18 protein-coding genes and 1 tRNA gene are annotated in these 19907 nt (G+C 59.6%); 12 read left to right on the top strand and 7 right to left on the bottom strand.

Annotated features, from left to right (window positions below; all coding sequences use genetic code 11):
• Window positions 1–20: 20 nt before the first annotated feature.
• Both ACQK2G_RS16740 and betC read right to left on the bottom strand, forming a co-directional pair.
• Window positions 21–521, bottom strand: coding sequence for a PAS domain-containing protein (locus ACQK2G_RS16740; RefSeq protein ID WP_425406179.1), 501 nt, complete (start codon window positions 519–521; stop codon window positions 21–23).
• 74 nt (window positions 522–595) lie between these two features.
• The gene (betC, locus tag ACQK2G_RS16735; protein ID WP_425406178.1) at window positions 596–2134 is read right to left on the bottom strand and encodes a choline-sulfatase; all 1539 of its coding nucleotides are present in this window, start codon (window positions 2132–2134) and stop codon (window positions 596–598) included.
• 95 nt (window positions 2135–2229) lie between these two features.
• On the opposite strand from betC, the gene ACQK2G_RS16730 reads away from it, so the two are divergent.
• The 4 genes from ACQK2G_RS16730 to ACQK2G_RS16715 all read left to right on the top strand — a co-directional run bounded on the left by ACQK2G_RS16730 (window position 2230) and on the right by ACQK2G_RS16715 (window position 5432).
• Entirely contained in the window at window positions 2230–2853 is a 624-nt protein-coding gene (locus ACQK2G_RS16730) for a helix-turn-helix domain-containing protein (RefSeq protein WP_425406177.1), read from the top strand.
• Between the two features lie 170 nt (window positions 2854–3023).
• Window positions 3024–4241, top strand: a complete 1218-nt coding sequence (locus ACQK2G_RS16725) for a glycine C-acetyltransferase (protein WP_425406176.1) — start codon at window positions 3024–3026, stop codon at window positions 4239–4241.
• A gap of 22 nt (window positions 4242–4263) precedes the next feature.
• Window positions 4264–5346, top strand: a complete 1083-nt coding sequence (gene tdh / locus ACQK2G_RS16720) for an L-threonine 3-dehydrogenase (RefSeq protein ID WP_425406175.1) — start codon at window positions 4264–4266, stop codon at window positions 5344–5346.
• Window positions 5337–5432: transfer RNA gene (locus ACQK2G_RS16715), tRNA-Leu, on the top strand. The genes tdh and ACQK2G_RS16715 overlap by 10 nt, the downstream gene beginning before the upstream one ends.
• A gap of 213 nt (window positions 5433–5645) precedes the next feature.
• Here ACQK2G_RS16715 and ACQK2G_RS16710 read toward each other — a convergent pair.
• Complete coding sequence (locus tag ACQK2G_RS16710) at window positions 5646–6560, bottom strand: GlxA family transcriptional regulator (RefSeq protein ID WP_425406174.1); 915 nt, start codon at window positions 6558–6560, stop codon at window positions 5646–5648.
• 81 nt (window positions 6561–6641) lie between these two features.
• On the opposite strand from ACQK2G_RS16710, the gene ACQK2G_RS16705 reads away from it, so the two are divergent.
• From ACQK2G_RS16705 to ACQK2G_RS16670, 8 genes are all read left to right on the top strand, one after another.
• Window positions 6642–9155: a CoA transferase gene (locus tag ACQK2G_RS16705; RefSeq protein ID WP_425406173.1), complete on the top strand. Its 2514-nt coding sequence runs from the start codon at window positions 6642–6644 to the stop codon at window positions 9153–9155.
• A gap of 144 nt (window positions 9156–9299) precedes the next feature.
• Window positions 9300–9707, top strand: coding sequence for a zinc-binding dehydrogenase (locus tag ACQK2G_RS16700; protein ID WP_425406172.1), 408 nt, complete (start codon window positions 9300–9302; stop codon window positions 9705–9707).
• A 443-nt stretch (window positions 9708–10150) separates the two neighbouring features.
• Window positions 10151–10600, top strand: coding sequence for an excisionase family DNA-binding protein (locus ACQK2G_RS16695; RefSeq protein ID WP_425406171.1), 450 nt, complete (start codon window positions 10151–10153; stop codon window positions 10598–10600).
• Between the two features lie 185 nt (window positions 10601–10785).
• The gene (locus tag ACQK2G_RS16690; RefSeq protein ID WP_425406170.1) at window positions 10786–11160 is read left to right on the top strand and encodes a hypothetical protein; all 375 of its coding nucleotides are present in this window, start codon (window positions 10786–10788) and stop codon (window positions 11158–11160) included.
• Window positions 11161–11561: 401 nt separating this feature from the next.
• Window positions 11562–14021 carry an HNH endonuclease signature motif containing protein gene (locus tag ACQK2G_RS16685; protein ID WP_425406169.1) on the top strand — a complete coding sequence of 820 codons (2460 nt, stop codon included), beginning with the start codon at window positions 11562–11564 and terminating at the stop codon, window positions 14019–14021.
• Window positions 14022–14128: 107 nt separating this feature from the next.
• Window positions 14129–14674, top strand: coding sequence for a hypothetical protein (locus ACQK2G_RS16680; RefSeq protein ID WP_425406168.1), 546 nt, complete (start codon window positions 14129–14131; stop codon window positions 14672–14674).
• A 334-nt stretch (window positions 14675–15008) separates the two neighbouring features.
• Entirely contained in the window at window positions 15009–15596 is a 588-nt protein-coding gene (locus ACQK2G_RS16675; RefSeq protein WP_425406167.1) for a hypothetical protein, read from the top strand.
• A gap of 121 nt (window positions 15597–15717) precedes the next feature.
• Window positions 15718–16434 (top strand): glutathione S-transferase family protein, encoded by a 717-nt coding sequence (locus ACQK2G_RS16670; RefSeq protein WP_425406166.1) that lies wholly within the window; start codon window positions 15718–15720, stop codon window positions 16432–16434.
• Between the two features lie 7 nt (window positions 16435–16441).
• Here ACQK2G_RS16670 and ACQK2G_RS16665 read toward each other — a convergent pair whose 3' ends face one another.
• From ACQK2G_RS16665 to ACQK2G_RS16650, 4 genes are read right to left on the bottom strand one after another with little or no spacing between them, the layout of a single operon-like run.
• Complete coding sequence (locus ACQK2G_RS16665; RefSeq protein ID WP_425406165.1) at window positions 16442–17182, bottom strand: MBL fold metallo-hydrolase; 741 nt, start codon at window positions 17180–17182, stop codon at window positions 16442–16444.
• A gap of 10 nt (window positions 17183–17192) precedes the next feature.
• Complete coding sequence (locus ACQK2G_RS16660; RefSeq protein WP_425406164.1) at window positions 17193–18254, bottom strand: ABC transporter ATP-binding protein; 1062 nt, start codon at window positions 18252–18254, stop codon at window positions 17193–17195.
• Entirely contained in the window at window positions 18251–19024 is a 774-nt protein-coding gene (locus ACQK2G_RS16655; RefSeq protein WP_425406163.1) for an ABC transporter permease, read from the bottom strand. Before ACQK2G_RS16655 ends, ACQK2G_RS16660 begins: the two co-directional genes overlap by 4 nt.
• Window positions 19025–19035: 11 nt before the next feature.
• Window positions 19036–19902 carry an ABC transporter permease gene (locus ACQK2G_RS16650; RefSeq protein WP_425406162.1) on the bottom strand — a complete coding sequence of 289 codons (867 nt, stop codon included), beginning with the start codon at window positions 19900–19902 and terminating at the stop codon, window positions 19036–19038.
• Window positions 19903–19907: the final 5 nt, after the last annotated feature.

Genomic DNA, 19907 nt, shown 5'->3' with positions numbered 1-19907 from the left:
GAGCCCAGGCGGCGCGATGATCAGCGAGCGTCGGAGACGGCGGTGCTTCGATCGCCGTCAAATTCCCGGCTGGCATAGCGGAATTCGAACGCGGCGAGGATCTGCGTTACCTCGGGCGCATCGCCCTCTCCCAGCAGGGGCAGGGCCAGACGTTCGTAGAGCACATGCTCCTTGTCGAAACGTTTGAGGGAACCGCTGTAGAGCGTCGGGCGGCGATCCCGCGCGGAGACGACATACTGGTCGATCATCTCCGGTTCTTCATGCATGTCCTGGTATTTCGAGATGCTCAATCCGGTGAATTCATGGCCGACGAAGCTGACGACGCCGGTTCCGACCAGGCGGTATCTGAAGTCCGCCCCCGCGTTGAATACATCCAACAGGATCAGATGAGGCAGATCCTTGGGCGGCACGTCCAGCGGCGAGAACGTGCTTCGCAGAGGTATCTCCATCCCCGCCCTGAGGTCATTCCACAGAGCAAGAATTCGATTCAGGCGTTCCGAACTGGGGACAAGCGAACTCATGCCGCAACATAGCAGGGCGGCGCAAGGTGTGCAGCCCGCAATCTCAACAGACTATTCCGACCGCACCCCGCCGATCACACAGCCGGAAAACGCCCGCGTTTTTCCAACTCGTAGATCGGCAGCGAGTTGCGGATATACTCATGCGCCGCGTCCTGGGCCGGGTTGTGATCCCAGTCGAGCTTCTGCTTGCGCATCACGCCTTTCAGGAATTTCCGGCGGCGCTGGCTTTCCAGAACCGTTTCCTTCAGGGCCGGGCGGTCGTATTTGGCTGCGATTTCCTGCGTCAGCCGGTGGACCGCATCCGTATGTGCCGGATCCTCCGCCAGATTGTTCACTTCGGTCGGGTCGGCCTCGACATCGTAAAATTGCAGAGGATCACCCGGCCCGGAATCGATCAGCTTCATCGCACCCCGGCGGATCATGAAGACCGGCGTATCGGTGCCTTCGCCGAAATATTCGCCGATCACCTCGTCATGGCCCGAGCCGCCCGACAGATGCGGCAGCAGCGACCGTCCCTCGATCGGGGTGGCGTAGTCGCCCTGTTTGCCGTCCCGCGCGACTTCCGCGAAACTCGGCAGCAGATCGACCAGGGAGACGGCTTCCTTCACCCGGCCCGGTGAGAACAGTTTCGGCGCATGCACGACCATCGGCACGCGGGCGGAGTTTTCCAGATAGCTCATCTTGAACCACATGCCGCGCTCGCCCAGCATATCCCCATGGTCGCCGGTGAAGATCACGATCGTGTCCTCGGCCAGGCCCGCCTCCTGCAGCGCCTGCATTAGGTCCGCGACCTTGTCGTCGATATCGGAGATACTGCCGTAATAGGCCCGCCGCGCGCGGCGCAGGGTCGCCTCGTCCAGATCCACATCGGTCGCGCCATAGCCATAGCGTAGGCGTTCTTCCATCGGATGCGCCGTGTGGGAGCCGAGCGGCACCTTCGGCAGGTCGATCTCGTCCTCCCGGTACAGGTCCCATTTGTCTTGCCGGCACAGATAGGGGTCGTGCGGCTGGATCATGGAGACGGTCAGCATGAAGGGCTCCGCATCTCCGGTGCCCTTGTCGCGCGCCCGGTCGAAGATGTACCGCTTGGCCTTGAAGACGGCCTCGTCGTCATAGTCCAGATACATCGACCGCATGCAGGGCCCGGCCTTGGTCACCACCTCCATATTGTGGAACCAGTCCAGCCGCTCGGTCGGACGGTCCCATTCCGGATGCCATGTAAAGTCGGACGGATAGACATCGGTCGTCAGCCGGTCGCGATAACCGTGCAACTGGTCCGGCCCGACGAAATGCATCTTGCCGCTGAGGCAGGTGCGGTAACCTTCCGCTTCCAGGTAATGGGCGAAGGTCGGCACTTCCGCCGGAAACTCCGTCGCATTGTCCCAGGAGGCAATTTTGGTCGGCAGGCGGCCGGACATCATCACGAAGCGGCTCGGCGCGCAGAGGGGGGAGTTCGTATAGGCGGCATCGAAAACCACGCCTTCATCCGCCAGTTTCGACAAGGTCGGCGCCTGCACCAGCGGATGCCCGTAACAGGGCAGGAACTGGGCGGCCAACTGATCGGCCATGATCAGCAGGATGTTCGGGCGTCTGGTTGTCGATGCGGCGCACATGACGGAATCCTTATAACAGGCGGTGTCTCGGAAGGACTTCGTCCGTAACAAGGATCGCCCGGCCTGTCTTTCACCTGAGCGACGAATGTCATGGCGTGGATTTGCCGAAACCGGTTGACGGATACGGGTTCCGGACCGCCAATAAAGCCATGAATGCGCCGCACGACATCATGAGCCAACTGGCCCCGCGCCTTAAGGAGGCGCGAAAGCAGAAAGGCTTGAGCCTGGACCAGGTCGCCAAGCTTTCCGGCGTCTCGCGGAGCATGCTGTCGCAGATCGAGCGCGGGGAATCGAGCCCGACGGTCGCCACCCTGTGGAACCTGACCCGCGCCCTGCAGGTCGATTTCGCCGGCCTGCTGGACAGTTCCGGCACGGCGGAAAGCCCGATCGCCGAGGTGATGCGCGCCGACCGCACGCCGACGATCGACAGCCAGGGCGACGGCTGTCGCATCCGCATCCTCAGCCCGCCGGATCAGGCCGGAAAGCATGAGGTCTACGACATCGCCTTCAAGAAGGGCGGCGCGTTGGTCAGCGACCCGCATCGGCCCGGCTGCCGCGAGCACCTGACCGTTATGGAAGGGGCAGTGACCGCGGAATCGGACGGGGCCGCCGTCGAACTTTCCGCCGGGGATACCGCGCGCTATGCCGCCGACCGCCCGCATGCCATCCGCGCGCAGGGCGGCGCGGCACGGGTACTGCTGATCGTCGAAAACAGCTAGACTGTCCGCGACCCGCCGCCGGACAGGGCGGGGCGGTAACCGGATGTTGGTATCCGTTATAAAGGAAAAACTTCCAATATACCGATAAATCCGTTATAGCGGATTTGCGTCTGATTTAACGAACAGCGGTTGTTCCCCGCCGAAGCGGGAAACGGGAAGGATCAGGAACCATGTCGACCGGCTTTTTGGATCACATCGCCGAAACCCTGAAAGGGATCGAGGCGGAAGGCCTGTACAAGCGGGAACGCCTTATCGTCTCCCCGCAATCGGGGCGGATCGGCGTCGACCTGGACGGCAAGCCCGGCGGCCCGCATCGGGACGGTGTGGTCAATCTCTGCGCCAACAACTATCTCGGCCTCGCCGACAATCCGAAACTGATTGAGGCGGCGAAACAGGCCTTCGATACGCGCGGCTTCGGCATGGCCAGCGTGCGCTTCATCTGCGGCACCCAGGACCTGCACCGGGAATTGGAACAGCGCATCGCCGGGTTCCTCGGCAAGGACGACGCGATCCTGTTCGCCGCCTGTTTCGATGCCAATGGCGGGCTGTTCGAACCGCTGCTGGGACCGGAGGACGCGGTGATCTCCGACGCGCTCAACCATGCCTCCATCATCGACGGCATCCGCCTCTGCAAGGCCAAGCGCTATCGCTATGCGAATTCCGACATGGCCGACCTGGAAAGCCAATTGAAGCAGGCCAAGGCCGATGGCGCGCGTTTCATCATGATCGCGACGGACGGCGTCTTCTCCATGGACGGCTATCTCGCCAAGCTGCCGGAAATCTCGGCGCTCGCGAAACAATACGATGCGATGGTGATGGTCGACGACTGCCACGCCACCGGCTTTATGGGGCCGCAGGGCAGGGGAACGCCCGCCCATTGCGGTGTTGCCGACGGCGTCCATATCCTGACCGGCACATTGGGCAAGGCGCTGGGCGGCAGCATCGGGGGTTATATCGCCGGGCCGCAGCCGGTGATCGACCTGCTGCGTCAGCGCGCGCGCCCCTACCTGTTTTCCAATTCCCTGCCGCCCGCCATCGTCGCGGCGGGCCTGGCCGCGATCGACCTGGTAGAGCAGGGCGACGATCTGCGCGCCGCGCTGTTCCGCAACGCCGCCAAATGGCGCGCCGGGCTGGATGCGCTCGGCTTCGACCTGTTGCCGGGCGAACACCCGATCGTGCCGGTGATGCTGGGCGATGCGCGGCTGGCGCAGTCGATGGCCGCGAAACTCTATGAGGAAGGCGTCTATGTGGCCGGCTTCTTCTTCCCCGTCGTGCCCAAGGGCAAGGCGCGCATCCGCACCCAGATGAACGCCGCCCTGACCGAGGCGGATCTCGACTTCGCCCTCACCGCCTTCGAACGCGCCGGCAAAGCCGTCGGCGCCATTTGACCTGTAATCCGGACCGGAAACCATGACCGATATCGAACTCGCCGCCGCGCCTCCGCTGAAAGCCGACCATCCTTCGGTGATGAAGGCCTTGGTGAAGTCCAAACCGGAAACCGGCCTGTGGATGGAAACCGCGCCGGTGCCGGAAATCGGGCCGGACGACGTGCTGATCCGCATTCACAAGACCGGCATCTGCGGCACCGACGTGCATATCTGGAACTGGGACGACTGGGCGCAAAAGACCGTGCCCGTCCCCCTCATCACCGGCCATGAATTCGCCGGCGAGATCGTCGAGATGGGCCGCGACGTCACCGACTTCACCATCGGTCAGCGGGTGTCCGGCGAAGGCCATCTGATCGGCATGCACAGCCGGCAGAGCCGCGCCGGCCGGTTCCACCTGGACCCGGAAACCAAGGGCATCGGCGTCAACGTGCAGGGCGCTTTCGCGGAATATCTGCGCCTGCCGGCCTTCAACGCCATCCCGCTGCCGGATGTCATCCCCGACGAGATCGGCGCCATCCTCGACCCGCTCGGCAACGCGGTTCACACCGCGCTCTCCTTCGACCTGGTGGGGGAGGACGTGCTGATCACCGGCGCCGGGCCGATCGGCATCATGGCCGCCGCCGTCGCCCGCCATGCCGGCGCGCGCCATGTCGTCATCACCGATATCAACCAGGACCGCCTGGACCTGGCCGGCCATGTCGCCGACGTCATGCCGGTGAACGTGGCGGAAACCGATTTGAAATCCGTCATGCACGGCCTCGGCATGCGCGAAGGCTTCGATATCGGGCTGGAGATGAGCGGCGCGCAGCCCGCCCTGGACCAGATGGTCGAGGTGCTGGTGATGGGCGGTCGTATCGCCATGCTGGGCTTCAGCCCCGGCAAGTCGCCGGTCGACTGGTCCCGCATCGTCTTCAAGGCCATCACCATCAAGGGCGTCTATGGGCGCGAGATGTTCGAAACCTGGTACAAGATGATCGCCATGCTGGAAAACGGCCTGGACATCACCCGCATCATCACCCACCGCTTCACGGTCGACGAGTTCGAACAGGGGTTTGCCGCGATGATGTCGGGTAAGAGCGGGAAGGTTGTGTTGGATTGGGGGTAAGTCAATGTGGGTATGTCGCTGACGAATCTGTGGCAGTCAGGTCCATAACCTGAAGGTCACAGATTCAAATCCTGTCCCCGCAACCAATTTCATCAACGGCTTAGCGATACAATCGCTAGGCAGTTTTGCTTTGCAGGAAGCAGATAGGAAGCAGGCGGGGACCAAGGATGGCGGCGTATATAGGTCCGATTATCTTCGATCTGCGGACGTAGCTTGGGGGGCGTCTTTACGAGCGGTCATAGCCAGCAACAGACATCTTGGTTTACCTTGGTCGGTCAGTGTTCAACTCTTGAGGCGACTCATTGAAGTTGCTTCGGGTCAGCTTTGAAGTTTGCTCGCAGGCTTCTCGACAACGTCGTAGCGTTTGCAAAGCCGCAACGCAGGGCGATCTGGTTTGTATCGAGTTGACTGTACCGAATCAGTTCACGAGCACGCGCCAAACGAAGCAATAGATAATACCGCCCTGGCGTGGTTCGTAGTTCCGACCAGAACAATCGTCGCAGCGATCGCTCGGACGCGTTGACATGTTGTGCGATCCTAGGGATCGAGTGAGGCGTCTCCAGCGTCTCGGACATGATCGTGATAACCGATCTGAGTTTACGCGAGACATTCTGGGCCATTGCCTGCTTAGGGAATGATGCGCCGTGCCGACGTGCATTATCATGCAAGAACATCGCAGCCGCATCGAATGCAATAGCAGGTCCGAACCGGTCACTGATGTAGTCCAACATCAGGTCGAGTGCCGCTGCCGCGCTGCCACAGGACCAGAATCGACCATCTTTTACGAAACGATCAGCAAGAACCTCGATCTCCGGGAACTCTTCTGCGAACTCTTCCAAGACCTGCCAATGGATCGTCGCACGTCGGCCATTCAGCAAGCCGGCACGTGCCAACAACCACGATCCTGTGTCTCCCGCGATCAAGGTAGCGTCTTTCAGGAACGGCTTCAGGTTGCGTCTGAGTGCTGCACCCTTGCAGTCCCGAAACTCATCTCCACCGATGATCACCGCAAGATCGGACGGTGCTGCTATGTTCAGACTCTCTTGCGGCGACACGGTCAGCCCACTGGAACTGGTCACGACTCGGTCATCTTCGGTGAAAATGCTCCAGCGAATGTCGGCACCCGACTGATCGCGCGCGACCCGCAGAGGCTCAAGCAGACACGCCAAAGCCATGTTGGAGAACTTATTGAACAGTATGAAAGAGATATGCATCACACAGCTTGGCAGAATCAGTCTCAAAATTGGCAGAATGAGTATTAGTCAAATCGCGTCACTTTTCTAGAGTGATCGGAATTGCCGCTTCATGAGAAGGATATCCCGGTCATGCAGTCCCGCCCACTCTCGCACATTCGTGTTCTTGATTTTGGCCACTACCTGGCGGGTCCGCTCGTCGGCATGATGCTCGCCGACCTCGGTGCGGACGTGATCCGGATCGACCCGCCCGGTGGTCCGCGATGGAGAGATCCGGCGTTCGACATGTTGTCGCGAGGCAAACGCGCGTTGACGATCGACCTCAAGACGAATGCGGGACGTATCATGGCGCTAGACCTTGTGCGCCGGTCGGATGTTGTGATCGAAAACTTTCGTCCCGGTGTCATGACGCGCCTTGGACTCGGTCCCGAGACTCAAAAACAGGCCAATCCAACCATCGTCTCGCTGTCGCTCCCCGGCTTCTCGTCGAATGACCCCGAGTTTGAAGGCCTCGCCGCCTGGGAGGCCGTGATTGCTGCACGCACCGGCCAGTTCACCGACATGGGGCTCAATCGACGACTGATGGGCATCAACCCCTCATTCACGCCGTTGGGACTGGCCTCGGCCTATGGTGCCGCGTTCGGCACGATGTCTGTCCTCTTCGCTCTCATCGCGCGCGATAGATCAGGGGGAGACCATATCGAAGTGCCGTTGGCTTCTGCGTTGCTGGAGGGGCTGGTTTACAACTGCGAACAGATTGAGGATTACCCGGAGCGCTACAAGTCGCCGCGCGAGGTGGAACTGGAACGGCGCGCGAAGTCAGGACTCAAGAACGATCTCAGCTACGCCCAGCTTTCCGAGTTTCTCGATCCTTTCTACCGGACTTACGCCTGCGCCGACGGGCGTGGTTTCTATGTGGTCGCCGGGTCGATTGCGAACCATCCGGCGAGGGTTCTCAGAACGCTCGGCCTCGACGACCTGTTGGCGGAGCTACCCGATTTCGATGCCTATCTCGACAGCAAGGACTGGCCCGACGAGTGGTCTCTCAGGAACTATCCCGTCGGCGTTCGCGACCGGGCCCGGATTTCCGATGCTATGAAGACCGCATTTCGGACGCGACCCTCGCATGAGTGGGAAGAACTGTTTGGTTCCGCCAAGGCTCCGGCCACCGCGCAACGCAGCACCCGGGAATGGCTGGGTGATCCTCACGCGATCGCCTCTGGCCTGGTCGTCGAGGTGGAAGACCCTCGTTATGGGCCGATGCGACAGATGGGTAATGTCGCGTGGCTTGATGACGACGCTGGCGCTTTAGCAAAACGGGCGGGACCAATTGAGGATGATCTTCGCAGGGATCTGGCCGCAATCCTGGCTGAACCCACGAGAGTTTCATCAGGCATCGAGGAACGGGCGGGCGCATGGCTTGGTGGTCTCAAAGTGCTCGATCTGACTAACGTGATTGCTGGCCCGACCATTGGCTCGACACTTGTGCGCTTCGGGGCAGAGGTGACCTTGGTGCAACCTGTGGAGCCGTCCGTCGACCCTTGGAACGCGGTCGTCTTTGGACTGCACTCGCAGCGCGGCAAGGACAGCATTCTTCTTGATCTTGGTTCAGAGGCTGGGCGCAACGCACTATGGAAACTAGTCGCGCAATCAGATGTTATTACGATGAATTGTACAGATCAGCAGCGTGAGGCACTTGGCCTGTCCGAAGCTCGACTGAAAGCAATCAATCCCCGTCTGATTTTGGTTCAGTTGGATGCGTTTGGTGGGCCCAGGCGCGGACCGAAGTCGGATCATCTAGGCTATGACGATCTCGCACAAGCCGCGACCGGCGTGATGACGCGATTTGGCGGTGGACCTGAGACCCCGGAAGAACATGCTCACTTTGGCACTATCGATGCACTGACGGGCTACTGTGCCTGCGTTGCTCTTGGTGCGGCACTGGAGCGTCTGAGGATGACTGGCAATGGTGGTATTGCCAGGGCGGCTCTCGCCGCCTCAGGTGAGATGATCCAGGCTCAGTTCATGTATGACTTCGAGGGCCGAAATCCTTTTGACGAACCGTCGGGTCGTGATGTGCGCGGCTGGGGTCCGTTCTATCACTGTTACAAGGCGTCAGACGGCTGGATGTTCTTTGCTGCACCGACGGAACGGCAGGCAGCGTTGGAGCGCGTGCCGGAACTCGCCGGTATGCCAAACGAAGATGGGGCGATAATGACAGACGCGCTTGCCGCGAGGTTTGCAACGAAACCGATTTCATTCTGGGCAAAGGCCTTCGCGGGTTCTTCGAGCGGAGTAGTTCCCCTGGGTTCGCTGCACCAGACTCGAGAGGATGGACTGGTGCTCGAAAGCAGCGGCCAAATCGACATCAGGGACGCAACCTTCCGCGCAATCCGCCACGACCAACACCCCATGGGTCGATGGGTCGACCTTGTTGCACCGAACGCTGTACGACCGTCGAAGGCAGCGATAACCATTCCAGACGCCGCTCCAAAATACGGACGGGACACACGTTCAATACTAGCCCGACTGGGCTATGCGGAAAGTGAGATTCAGGCCATGATGGACGAGGGCGCCGCCGGAGAAAGCTGGGCAGAAAATTACTTGCCGGAGTGACAGTATGACAAAGGACGGCCCAGGACCCTCTATCACACCCAGTGCCTGAGCACGAGCGCGCCGTATACTCGATCATTACTATGTTTAGAAACGGTGACAGTGCAAATATATAGATTCTCTACCTCGCTCCCTTGATGTCGGCCTGTGCATTTCCTTGTGCCTTGTGTTGGATCGCTGAACTCAACGCCAGTTGTGCGCCATGTGGTGACCACGGATGTGAACCAGGACCGCCTGGACCTGGCCGGCCATGTCGCCGACGTCATGCCGGTGAACGTGGCGGAGACCGATTTGAAATCCGTCATGCACGGGCTCGGCATGCGCGAAGGTTTCGATATCGGGCTGGAGATGAGCGGCGCGCAGCCCGCCCTGGACCAGATGGTCGAGGCGCTGGTGATGGGCGGCCGCATCGCCATGCTGGGCTTCAGCCCCGGCAAGTCGCCGGTCGACTGGTCCCGCATCATCACCCACCGCTTCCCGGTCGACGAGTTGGAAAAGGGCTTCGACGCCATGCTCAGCGGTAAGAGCGGCAAGGTGGTTTTGGATTGGGGGTGAGTGGGTACCCGCTTACCTGTTGATGCCGATAGCCATGGTATCGGACGGATAGGTGTTAAACTTCCCTTTTGGCTAGCGAGGGGGGCACAACGCCCCCTCTCAGATAGCGGCTTTTCCAAACCCGCCGCCCGGGCGCCGTCCTTCCACTCAGCACAATGACAGGAGTGTCTCGGGATGCGCGGAAGCAGCACGTCCGGTCCATTGGTAAAGGTTGGCGACCCTTTCTTGTCCGACGAGACAGGGGCCCGTCGTTGCATTGTCGAGTACACTGACCGAATTCAGGCAGGGAACTGATTTTGAAGGAAAAATTTAACCGTTCAGCTTCGATGTCCGTTTTTGGCACTTATGTCGGTTATTGCACTTATGGCACTTATACACTATATCCTGGGTATAGCCGAGCTGGCTGGGAGGTCGGTTCGAGCGAGTTTTAGGAGAACGCAAAAATGCCCGCCACAGCAAGGAACGTCGTTCCGGATCAGGAAGATATCCTATTAGCAAAGGAAGCAAGTCGACTATTGGCTAAATTGAGGGATGGAGACGAGCCAGTCGAACTTGAGATGCGACGGAATGGTGATTCTCTGTCACTTAAGCTTCCCGCGCCGGTTGTGCGTGTTCTCTTGGATGCTTTGGTTGGATTAAGCGATGGTAAACCGGTTACGGTCGTGAGCCAGGATACTGTTCTAGGAACGGTGCAGGCGGCGAAATTTTTAGGGATGTCGCGAACCCATTTAACTAAGTTGATCGACAGCGGTGAAATCAAACACCACATGGTCGGTTCGCATCGAAAAATGATGTTTACCGATCTGATCGAGTACAAAACTAACGACGACGAATATCGGCTTCGGAAGGCTGCCGAAGCCGACAAGATAGCCGAGGAATTGGGGCTTATGTGAGTTACTGCGCGGTCCTAGACGCAAATGTCCTATACCCGTCGGTTTTGCGCTCTGTGTTGATACATATAGCGCAGACCGGCGTATTTTGGGCGCGTTGGACAAGATGCATCAATGAAGAGTGGATTCAAGCAGTTAACGCAAATACTGGTGCGGACTTGGTTGTATTGCGCAAATGCTGTGATGCAATGAACGAAGCTGTGCGAGACTGCCTCGTGGAAGGGTATGAGGAATTAATCCCTTCGCTGGAGCTCCCTGATGAAAATGACCGGCACGTATTGGCCGCGGCGATAATGGGTAAGGCTGATGCCATTGTAACTTTCAATCTAAAAGACTTTCCCGACAACACCCTTGCGGCGTATGGAGTTCAGGCGATTCACCCTGACGATTTTCTTATCAATCAGATAGATATCGATCAGACCACAGTTCTTGGCGCTTTGCGGCAGACACGACAAAACCTCTCCAAATCGAACCTATCGGCGGACGAATTAATTGATAAGCTCGAGCATGGGGGATTGCCGCAATCGGCCGCGCGATTAAGGCCGTTGAAGATTTTGATATAATTTATCCTCCTAGTGAGTCTGTGTTAGCCGCAGCTGGAAATTTGGTGACCTGCCGCGATTAAGGCCATGTCACTGCAAATCCACTGTCAAATCGTTGGATTGATAGGTATTAAAATTCCATTTCCTGGCCTAGAGGCAACGACGTATGGCCGATGATTTCTCATCGGCCTTTTTTCTTTCTGCCGCGCATTTCGATTAGAAATTCCAGGCACTAAGCTTTGGCTTGGAAATTAAATATTCCGATAAATGGAAATTTATTGACATACACTGAATAAGTGTATATAAATTCCATATCGGCTGGCTAGGGTTCCGCAACCCTCCCTATCAGGTAGCGGCATTTTCCAAATGCGCCGCGCGCCCGCCGTCTTCCTCTCTCAGCACAATGACAGGAGCGTCTCGGGATGCGCGGAAACGGTTCGTCCGGTCCATTCTCTTTTGGCGCAGGCACCGGGAGGCGCCTGTGGCGGTTCCCTGAGAGCCTCGTAGGAAAAAATCTACAGTCGGCCTTGGCTCGTTTGCAGCATGCGGATCCGTTCTTGGATCCGGTACAGGAGGATCCTCAACGGCGCGGTATCGAGCGGGCGGAACGGTTGCGGGCGGGTCTTTTGGCGGCGGCGGACCAGCTAGGGCGAGGGGGTGATGAGACCGATCAAGCAAAAGATCCCCCGCCCAACACGCAAATAGATCTGGAGGCGGGCCTTACGATTTTCAGACAAGCGCTGTCCGACCGGAATGACCTCGACGAAGAGAGCCTTGATCAGGAGGTAGCCGATCTACGCGATGAGTTGGCGACACGCTCGCTCATGGCCGGGTTTGATGCGGCGGCACAACGGGCCGGCCTTCCGGGCATGGAAGCGTTTGTTGCGGGCGCCGACGAAACGCTCGCGGACAGCGCGTTCCCGGTAAATGGGACAGCAAAGACACCATTGCGCGCGCGCCTACGTGGCCGTCTGCAAGACCAGCGCCATCAGGAAGCTGTCGAGAGGGTGAAACGGGGTGCTGCGGCACGGAAGGCTGTAGCCGACCGAACCGCTGAATTGCATTTGTATCTGCTTGACGGGGACGAAGCACCTGCCGATGCACGTGAAGTCCTGGACGTGGCTCGGTCGGAGGGTCAACTCGACGCTGCGGCCTTGGACCGATTGGATGGAATTCTGGCGGAGCGACTTTCGTTCGAGCGCGAGCGGGACGACGCGCTGGCTAGGATCGACAACGCAATCGCGGGGCTGAATAGGAACGAATCGAAGAGCGGAACCGCTCTTGGAATCGTGGAAGGCGATCAACCTTGGCTCGACTGCCACTTTGAACACTGGCTGCTCGCTCGAAATGAAACGAACAAGAGCCTGTTCAAAAAGCTATCGTACCCACCCTTTCGTCAGGACGTGTCCAGACGTTGCCTGCATCGTCTCACAGGGTGGCCTGCCCCGCCGGATATCGTCGCCTATTCTCGTGCCGTCGGCGCTATTCCGCCCATAGTTGTCAACCGTATTACCGCCCAGTGGGAAATCGGTGGAAGCCAGGATAAGGCCCGTGCACTGGAAATTGCAGATGCAATCCGGAATGAGGCGAGTATCGAGATAGAGGCTCCTGGTCTCCGGAAAGCGCTTTCCCTCGTCGAAGCGGGCAGTTCGCCGGAACAGGTTGTCGCCCATCGTGACGCCAACCCGCAATCCTTCCAGGAAGACGGCCGCTCGGAAAATCACGGCCGGTTGGCGGATACGCGGGACGTGCCAGACCCTGGTGTGCATCTGGCACCGTCGGCGACGGCACCCGAGATTGAGCGTGGCCCAGAAGAGGGTGCCGAAGATCGCAAGTTACATGAACTGGTCCGGCAACAAGCCGAAGAGGATCTCGCGCCCGAGTCACTCCCTCGTGAGGACCTCGCCAAACGGTCCGACGAGGGATGGAGTACGTGGGGCAATCGTATCTACCAAGCCTTGGTTGAGGCGGGGAAAGAGAATCCCGAAGAGACCCGGAAAATTGCTCGCCGCTTCTATGGCGAACTGCACAAGCCCGAAAACGCAGATGTATTGGCAGCGGCAAATCAAAAGGTTTCGTTGGAGGCCTATCTAAACCCGCCGCCGGAGCAGTTGATCGACGGTGCAGAGCTTCAGGCGTTCAAGGATTGGCAGCAGCGGAACCCCGATGCGGACCCTTCCGAATACGGTTTGTATGTGGGCTTTGCTGCCTATCTGGGAGCGGACGGAAATTTCTACCGCCACTCGGCTGAAACGTCGAAACGCACCGGCAAACATGCGGCGCTTCTCGACGGGGAACTCTCACAGTTTTCGAATTATTCGAGTGTGGCGCTCGGCGATTACAAGCACATTTGGGTCGCCGCGCTTGAGGGTGGGCCCAGCTTGGGGCGGGGAAGCACGTCTTTCCCAAGGTTCGGCCAAAATCTTCGCGGTAGGCCTTCTCCCCAACGTCAACCGACCAACCAAGAACCAAAAACCGACAAATCGGTCGACAAGGCCGAGGACCGCGAAAAATGGCAGGCATATCGTGAGCTGATAGAAAGCGAAGAAGCTCAAAAAACTCCCGGCATCGGTTTTAGTCTGATCAAGAAAAGCAAGTACAAGACGAACCGACAATTGATAAAAGAGTGGGAGGATCTAAACGGTAAAAAGTGGCCCTTGGATCCGGAGACGGGACTGCGGCAGCATGTCCATCACATCGTACCGCTCGCTGACGGAGGAATAGATCACGTCAGTAACATTAAGCCCCTGCCGAAAAGCGCTCACATCAGGCTGCATAAAGAAAATGGGGATTCCCGTCGTTGGGGGGCTCGACGTCGATACATCGAAGAAATTCTACGTAGAAAAATCTTGCCATTCGAACCGCACATAAGCCCGGAATAAAAACACCGATTCAGAATAATGTAACCCTCGGTGATTTCATGAAATCCGATCTGCTACGAGTTAGCTGCGGCGGCCGAAGCAAAGTATAGATAGGAAGCGGTGCAGCGATGCGGCGCCTGCTGAAGACTTTTGAGAGAAGGAAAATTGACGTGACCGCACGCCCGGAGAAAACACACGAAGTTTCGATCGTTCGGCGGCGGATGGTCGAGATTTCGGAGGAAACGAGAGAAACCGACGAACTCGCCGCATACGACGAAATTCTGGAACAGGCGAAACGGTTCTTGTTGAAACATCCCTGGTGCTCGGGAATTGCTGAATCTCGTATCGGCATATTCGTCCCCGGCGTCGTTTCCGTATTTCTTTTCCGGATAGAAAAGACCGAAGAGGTAGAAGATGACTGGTTGTGGGTAGTGGTCGGCGACGTGCCGCCGGGATATCTGGTGACGGACCATGCGCCGAACCCAGCATGGGCGCTGCATGGATATATTGAACTGTGCAAGCAATGGACGGAGGCCGTGAAAAAGGGCGAGTCCGTCGAGGGGCTTTATCCGGTGAACGTGCCGCCGACGGTTGAATGGGCTGAGCAATTGGACAGCCGCCTCAAATTCTTGGAGGAGGAGATACTCGAGCGCTACAGAGCCGATCTTGTATAGGCACTAAATGAGCATTTCACTTCAACCGCGCGGTACTCCCTAACCAGGAACCAACCTTTTTGCATATTCGTTCCATTTTTGTTCTTTAAAAATACAACCAATCATGTATGGTGGCGATAGTTAGGTATCTAAAACGAGAAAATTGACGCTTGCGCCGCCCAGCAAGACCCATTGAAGGTCTACAGACCGACAGCACGCGCTGTACTCATGGGGCGTGTATCCGGTCTCTTGAATGAGGCCGCCTACGTATCTTGATGACGTGGAATGCCGGCGGGTCGTTGTGTCGTGATTGTTCGGCGTACCGGTGCAGCAAGAACGTTTGGGGACATGGTCAATGGTATTGAACGCACTGAAATCCGCGCTTTTGTCGCTCTTCAAGACCCGTGGTGACGCAACGGACTCCAGACCCCGTGGTGAAGCTACGGCGCTCGAACTCGACAAAATTCCCGAGATATCCGTTGCCCGACAAAAATACGCGGACGATCCTGACAGGCTCGGCGATTTCGATGACATGTATGAAACGGCCGAGTGGTTCCTGCTGGGATTCAAATGGCACCGAAAGCTTCTGGAGTCCCGGATCGGACTGTATTGTCCCGGCCTCTTCGGCGTCTACCTTTTCAGGATCGAACCGGAGTCGCGGAACACACCGGAATGGATTTGGATCGTCGAGGGCGGCAGCGCGGCGCCGCCCGCCGTCATCTTCGCCGATCGATGCCCGAACGGCCCCGCGGCATTTCATGAATATATTGCGGCCATCGGGGAATGGGTCCATGCCGTGAGGAACGGTAAATCGCTCGACAAGGTAATTCCCGTTGCGCTGCCGCCGACCCTGGAAGAGGCGGACAGGGTGGAACGGCAATTGCGGTTCATGTCCAAGGAGCTCTATCCCGACGAAGTTGAGTTCTTCGAAGACCTGCCCTGAGGCACCGATTTTTCGAAAGTTGAACCAGCGACGGTTTGAGGCATCCGGTCCGCCGTTTCCGCCCCCTGGCCCTATCGTGCGAACCGGGTAATCTGTCCCCGTCCAATCGACGGGGAAGGTCATGAAACTCTGGCATTGTTACAACAGCCGGTCGCTGCGGGTGCTTTGGGCACTGGAGGAAATGGGCTGGGAGCGGGGGGCCGATTACGAGGTGGAGACGATTCCGTTTCCGCCGCGCGCGCTGCACAAGGAATTCCTCGACATAAACCCGCTGGGGACGGTGCCCTATTTTGTCGATAGAGATGGGGATCGGGATGGGGGCGGCGCCGTCGCGATGACCGAGTCCACGGCCATCTGCCTGTATCTGGTCGAAAAATATGGGAAAGCCGAATTCGGCTTGGCCAAGGACCACCCCGAATACGGCGATTACCTGAACTGGCTGTTCCAGAGCGACGCGACGCTGACCTTCCCGACCGCGATCGCGCTGCGCTATTCCGCGATGGAGCCGCCGGAACGGCGCCAGCCGCAGGTGGTGCAGGATTACGCCAAATGGTTCCTGGGGCGGCTGCGCCGGATGGATCATCATATGGAAACGCGGGACTATCTCTGCGCCGGACGTTTCACCATCGCCGATATCGCGGTCGGCTATGCCCTGCATCTGGGCGAAGTGGTCGGTCTGGGCGAGCATTACACGCCGCAGGTCATGGCCTATCTGAAGCGCCTGCAGGCGCGCGATACCTTCCGGCGCGCCCAGGCGGTCGATCCGGAATTCGACCCGTTCAAGAACTATACCCCGAATTTCACCGTCGAACCGCGGGAACCGCGGGAGCCGAAATAGGCGGCGCCTATCGGTCCTTCTCCGCCAGGAACTGACGGATCAGATCGCGATAGCGTTCGCCGTCGAAACTGGGGAAATGGCCGCCATGGATGGTCCGCACGGACAAGTCCAGGATGCGGCGCATGGAGGCGATATAGTCGCCAAGATCGGAATGATAGGCATCGTCGATCAGCGGTCCGTCATAGACCGTATCGCCGGAGAACAGGATTTCGCTCGCCTTTTCATACAACATGATGCCGCCCGGCGAATGGCCCGGCGTGTGGATCACCTCGAAATGCCGGTCGCCCAGATCGACGATGTCGCCCGCCCGCAGCACCACCGTCGCCGGGGCCGCGCGCACCGCGTATTCGGTCGAGCTGTAGGGCGCGGGCGGCAGCTTGGTGAAGATGCCGTCCTCCACGTAAGGATCGGCCAGGGTCGCGGCGCGGGTCGGGTCGGCCAGGATATCCGCCTCCGCCGCGTGGACGCGCCGGTCCTCGAATTCGTGATGACAGCCGATATGGTCGAAATGGGTATGGCTGGCGATCGCGGCGCAGGGTTTTTCCGTCACCAGGGGAATATGTTGGCGCAGGCTGACCACGCCCATGCCGCTATCGACCAGCATGTCCCGGTCGCGGCCGCGCACATGCCAGATGTTGCAGCGGTAGAATTCCTTGATGAAGGGCTCGTCGATCCAGGTCACCCCGTCGCCGACCGCGCGGGTCCGGTACCATTGTTCCGCCGTCGCGGCTTCCAGCTTCTGTTCCATCAGTTCCTCCTCACCGCGTCACCAGGACCATGTCGGCCGGATCGGCGAACAGCGGCAGGACCGTCCCCGCCGTCGGCGACAGGCGCTGCGGCAGGCGGATGCGAAGCGTGCCCTCATGTCCCGGCAGGTCGGCCAGGCATTGGTGATGGGTGCCGAAGAAGCCGGTTTCCTTCACCGTCGCCGCGCCGAGGGGCAGGCGGTTCTCCCCCGGTTCGATATGCAGGTGTTCCGGGCGGATGACCAGCGCGGCGGCGTCGCCCATGCCGGCCGTGCCTGAGACCGGAAAGGCGCCCAGCGCGGTTTCCACCGTTACCCTGTCACCCGCTGTGTCCCGGACCCGCCCGTCGATCAGATTGCTTTCGCCCATGAAGGCGGCGGTGAAGCGCGAGGCTGGCTGTAGATAGATCCGTTCCGGCGGGCCCTGGTCCTCGATGCTGCCATTGTTCATCACCACGATCCGGTCGGCGATGGCCATCGCCTCTTCCTGATCGTGGGTGACATGCACGAAGGTGGTGCCGACCCGCCGCTGGATCGCCTTCAATTCCTCCTGCATCTGGCGGCGCAGCTTCATGTCCAGCGCGCCGAGCGGTTCGTCCAGCAGCAGGACCGAGGGCTCCACCGCCAGCGCCCGGGCCAGCGCGATGCGCTGCCGCTGGCCGCCGGACAATTCGTGGATGCGGCGGTCGGCCAGATGGGCGAGGCCGACCATCTCCAGTGCGCTTTCGATCCGTCCCGCGTGTTCTCCCTTGGGGAAATGGCGCATCTTCAGCCCGAAGCCGACATTGCCGCCGACGGACATATGCGGGAACAGGGCATAGTCCTGGAAGACGGTGGTGGTCGGGCGCTTGGCCGGCGGGATCGCGGTGACGTCCTCCCCGTCGATGAAGACCGCGCCGGCGGTCGGCGTCAGGAAACCGCCCAGGATGTTCAGCAGGGTCGTCTTGCCGCCGCCGGACGGACCCAGCAGGACGACGAATTCCCCTTTCTCGACGGTCAGGTCGATATCGGCGACGGCGATCTTCTCACCGAAATCCATGCCGATGCCGCGGAATTCTACTGCCGGTACGCTCATGACTTTTTCTTTCGGAACAGGATCAGGTCAGCCGCCAGCACGACGAAGACGGAAACCAGGAAGACGAAGCTGCCGACCGCGTTGGTTTTCGGGTTCAGGCCGGTGCGCAGCATCGACCAGATCTCGACCGGCAGGGTGACGTCGAAACGGCTGACCAGGAAGGCGATGATGAACTCATCCCAGGAAAAGGTGACGGACAGGAAGAAGGCCGCGAACAGCGCCGGCCACAGCATCGGCACGCTGACCAGCAGGATGACCTGCCATTCCGCCGCGCCCAGGTCGCGCGCCGCGCGTTCCATATTCGCCTGATGCGCGCCCATCTGGCTGAAGATGATCGCGAAGCATAGCGGCATGTTGATCACCACATGGCCGATGCCGATGGTCAGCAGCGATTTGGGAATGCCCAGATTGTTGAAGGTGATCAGCAGGCCCATGGCGATGATCAGATAGCTGACCGTCAGCGGCGCGGTCAGCAGCCCCTGCAGGAAGCCGCCGAAGCGGAGCTTGTGCCGGGCCAGCGCATAGGCGCCGAGGAAGCCCAGCGCCACCGACACGGCCGAGGAGGCGAAGGCGACGATGATCGAGTTCAGCAGCGAGTCGATGACCCGCTTGTCGGCCATCAGCGCGGCATACCATTTCAGGCTCGGCCCGTCGAAGGGCGGGATCGGCACGCGCGATTCCTGGAACGAGAACAGAACCAGGACAGCGACCGGCAGATAGATGAAGCCGTAGATCGCCAGGGCATAGAGCAGGGAAGGGATGTTCCGCATCGCCGCCCGCCTCACATCCGGTCCAGTTTCAGCCAGCGCGCGCAGGCGACATAGACCATGCTGACCACCGTCATCAGGATCATGGCGAGCGCCGAGGCGGTCGGGAAATCGGCCCGCCGTTCGATCTGCAGCATGATTGTCTGCGGCAGCAGCAATTCGCGTTTGCCGCCCAGGATTGCCGGCGTGATGTAATCGCCGATGCAGAGGACGAAGGTCAGGAAGGCGCCGACCATGATGCCGGGCAGGGTCAGCGGCAGGATGACATGGATGAAGGTCCGGATTGGTCCGGCGCCCAGATCCGCCGCCGCCCGGCGATAGTTCTTCGGCAGTTGCACCAGGTTGGCGAAGATCGTCAGGGTCAGCAGCATGACGAAGAAATGCACGAAGCCGATGATCGTCGCGCCCCGGCTGTTGGCGAAGGAAATCGGCTCGCTGGTCAACCCGATATCGAGCAGGAAGTTCGACAGGATGCCGCCTTCCGACAGGACCAGGATCCAACTGTAGGACCGCACCACATAGGAGGTCCAGAAAGGCAGGATCGCCAGGATCAGGGCCATCCTCTGCCAGCGCGGCGGCACCTTTTCCGCCAGGATATAGGCCAGCGGATAGGCCAGCAGGATGCTGACCAGGGTGACGATGACCGTCACTTCGAGCGAGTTGATCAGCGACTGGTACAGGAAGGATTTCTGGAAGAAGGCCTCGTAATTCTGCAGCGAGACCTCGGTGACCAGTTTGTGGCCGACCCGCTTCCACAGGGAATAAAGCGCCATGATCGCCAGCGGCAGGACGAAAAAGGCCAGGGTCCAGCACAATGCCGGCAATAGGAATCCCCAGGCTCTCAGCCCATCGGCGCCAAGCCCGGGGAACCGCTGTTTCATGTTTG

This window comes from Hwanghaeella sp. (assembly GCF_965227365.1).
Classification (GTDB): Bacteria; Pseudomonadota; Alphaproteobacteria; order UBA8366; family Aestuariispiraceae; genus Hwanghaeella.
The sequence above is the reverse complement of the archived record's forward strand: the minus strand, read 5'-3'. Positions and strand labels throughout refer to the sequence as shown.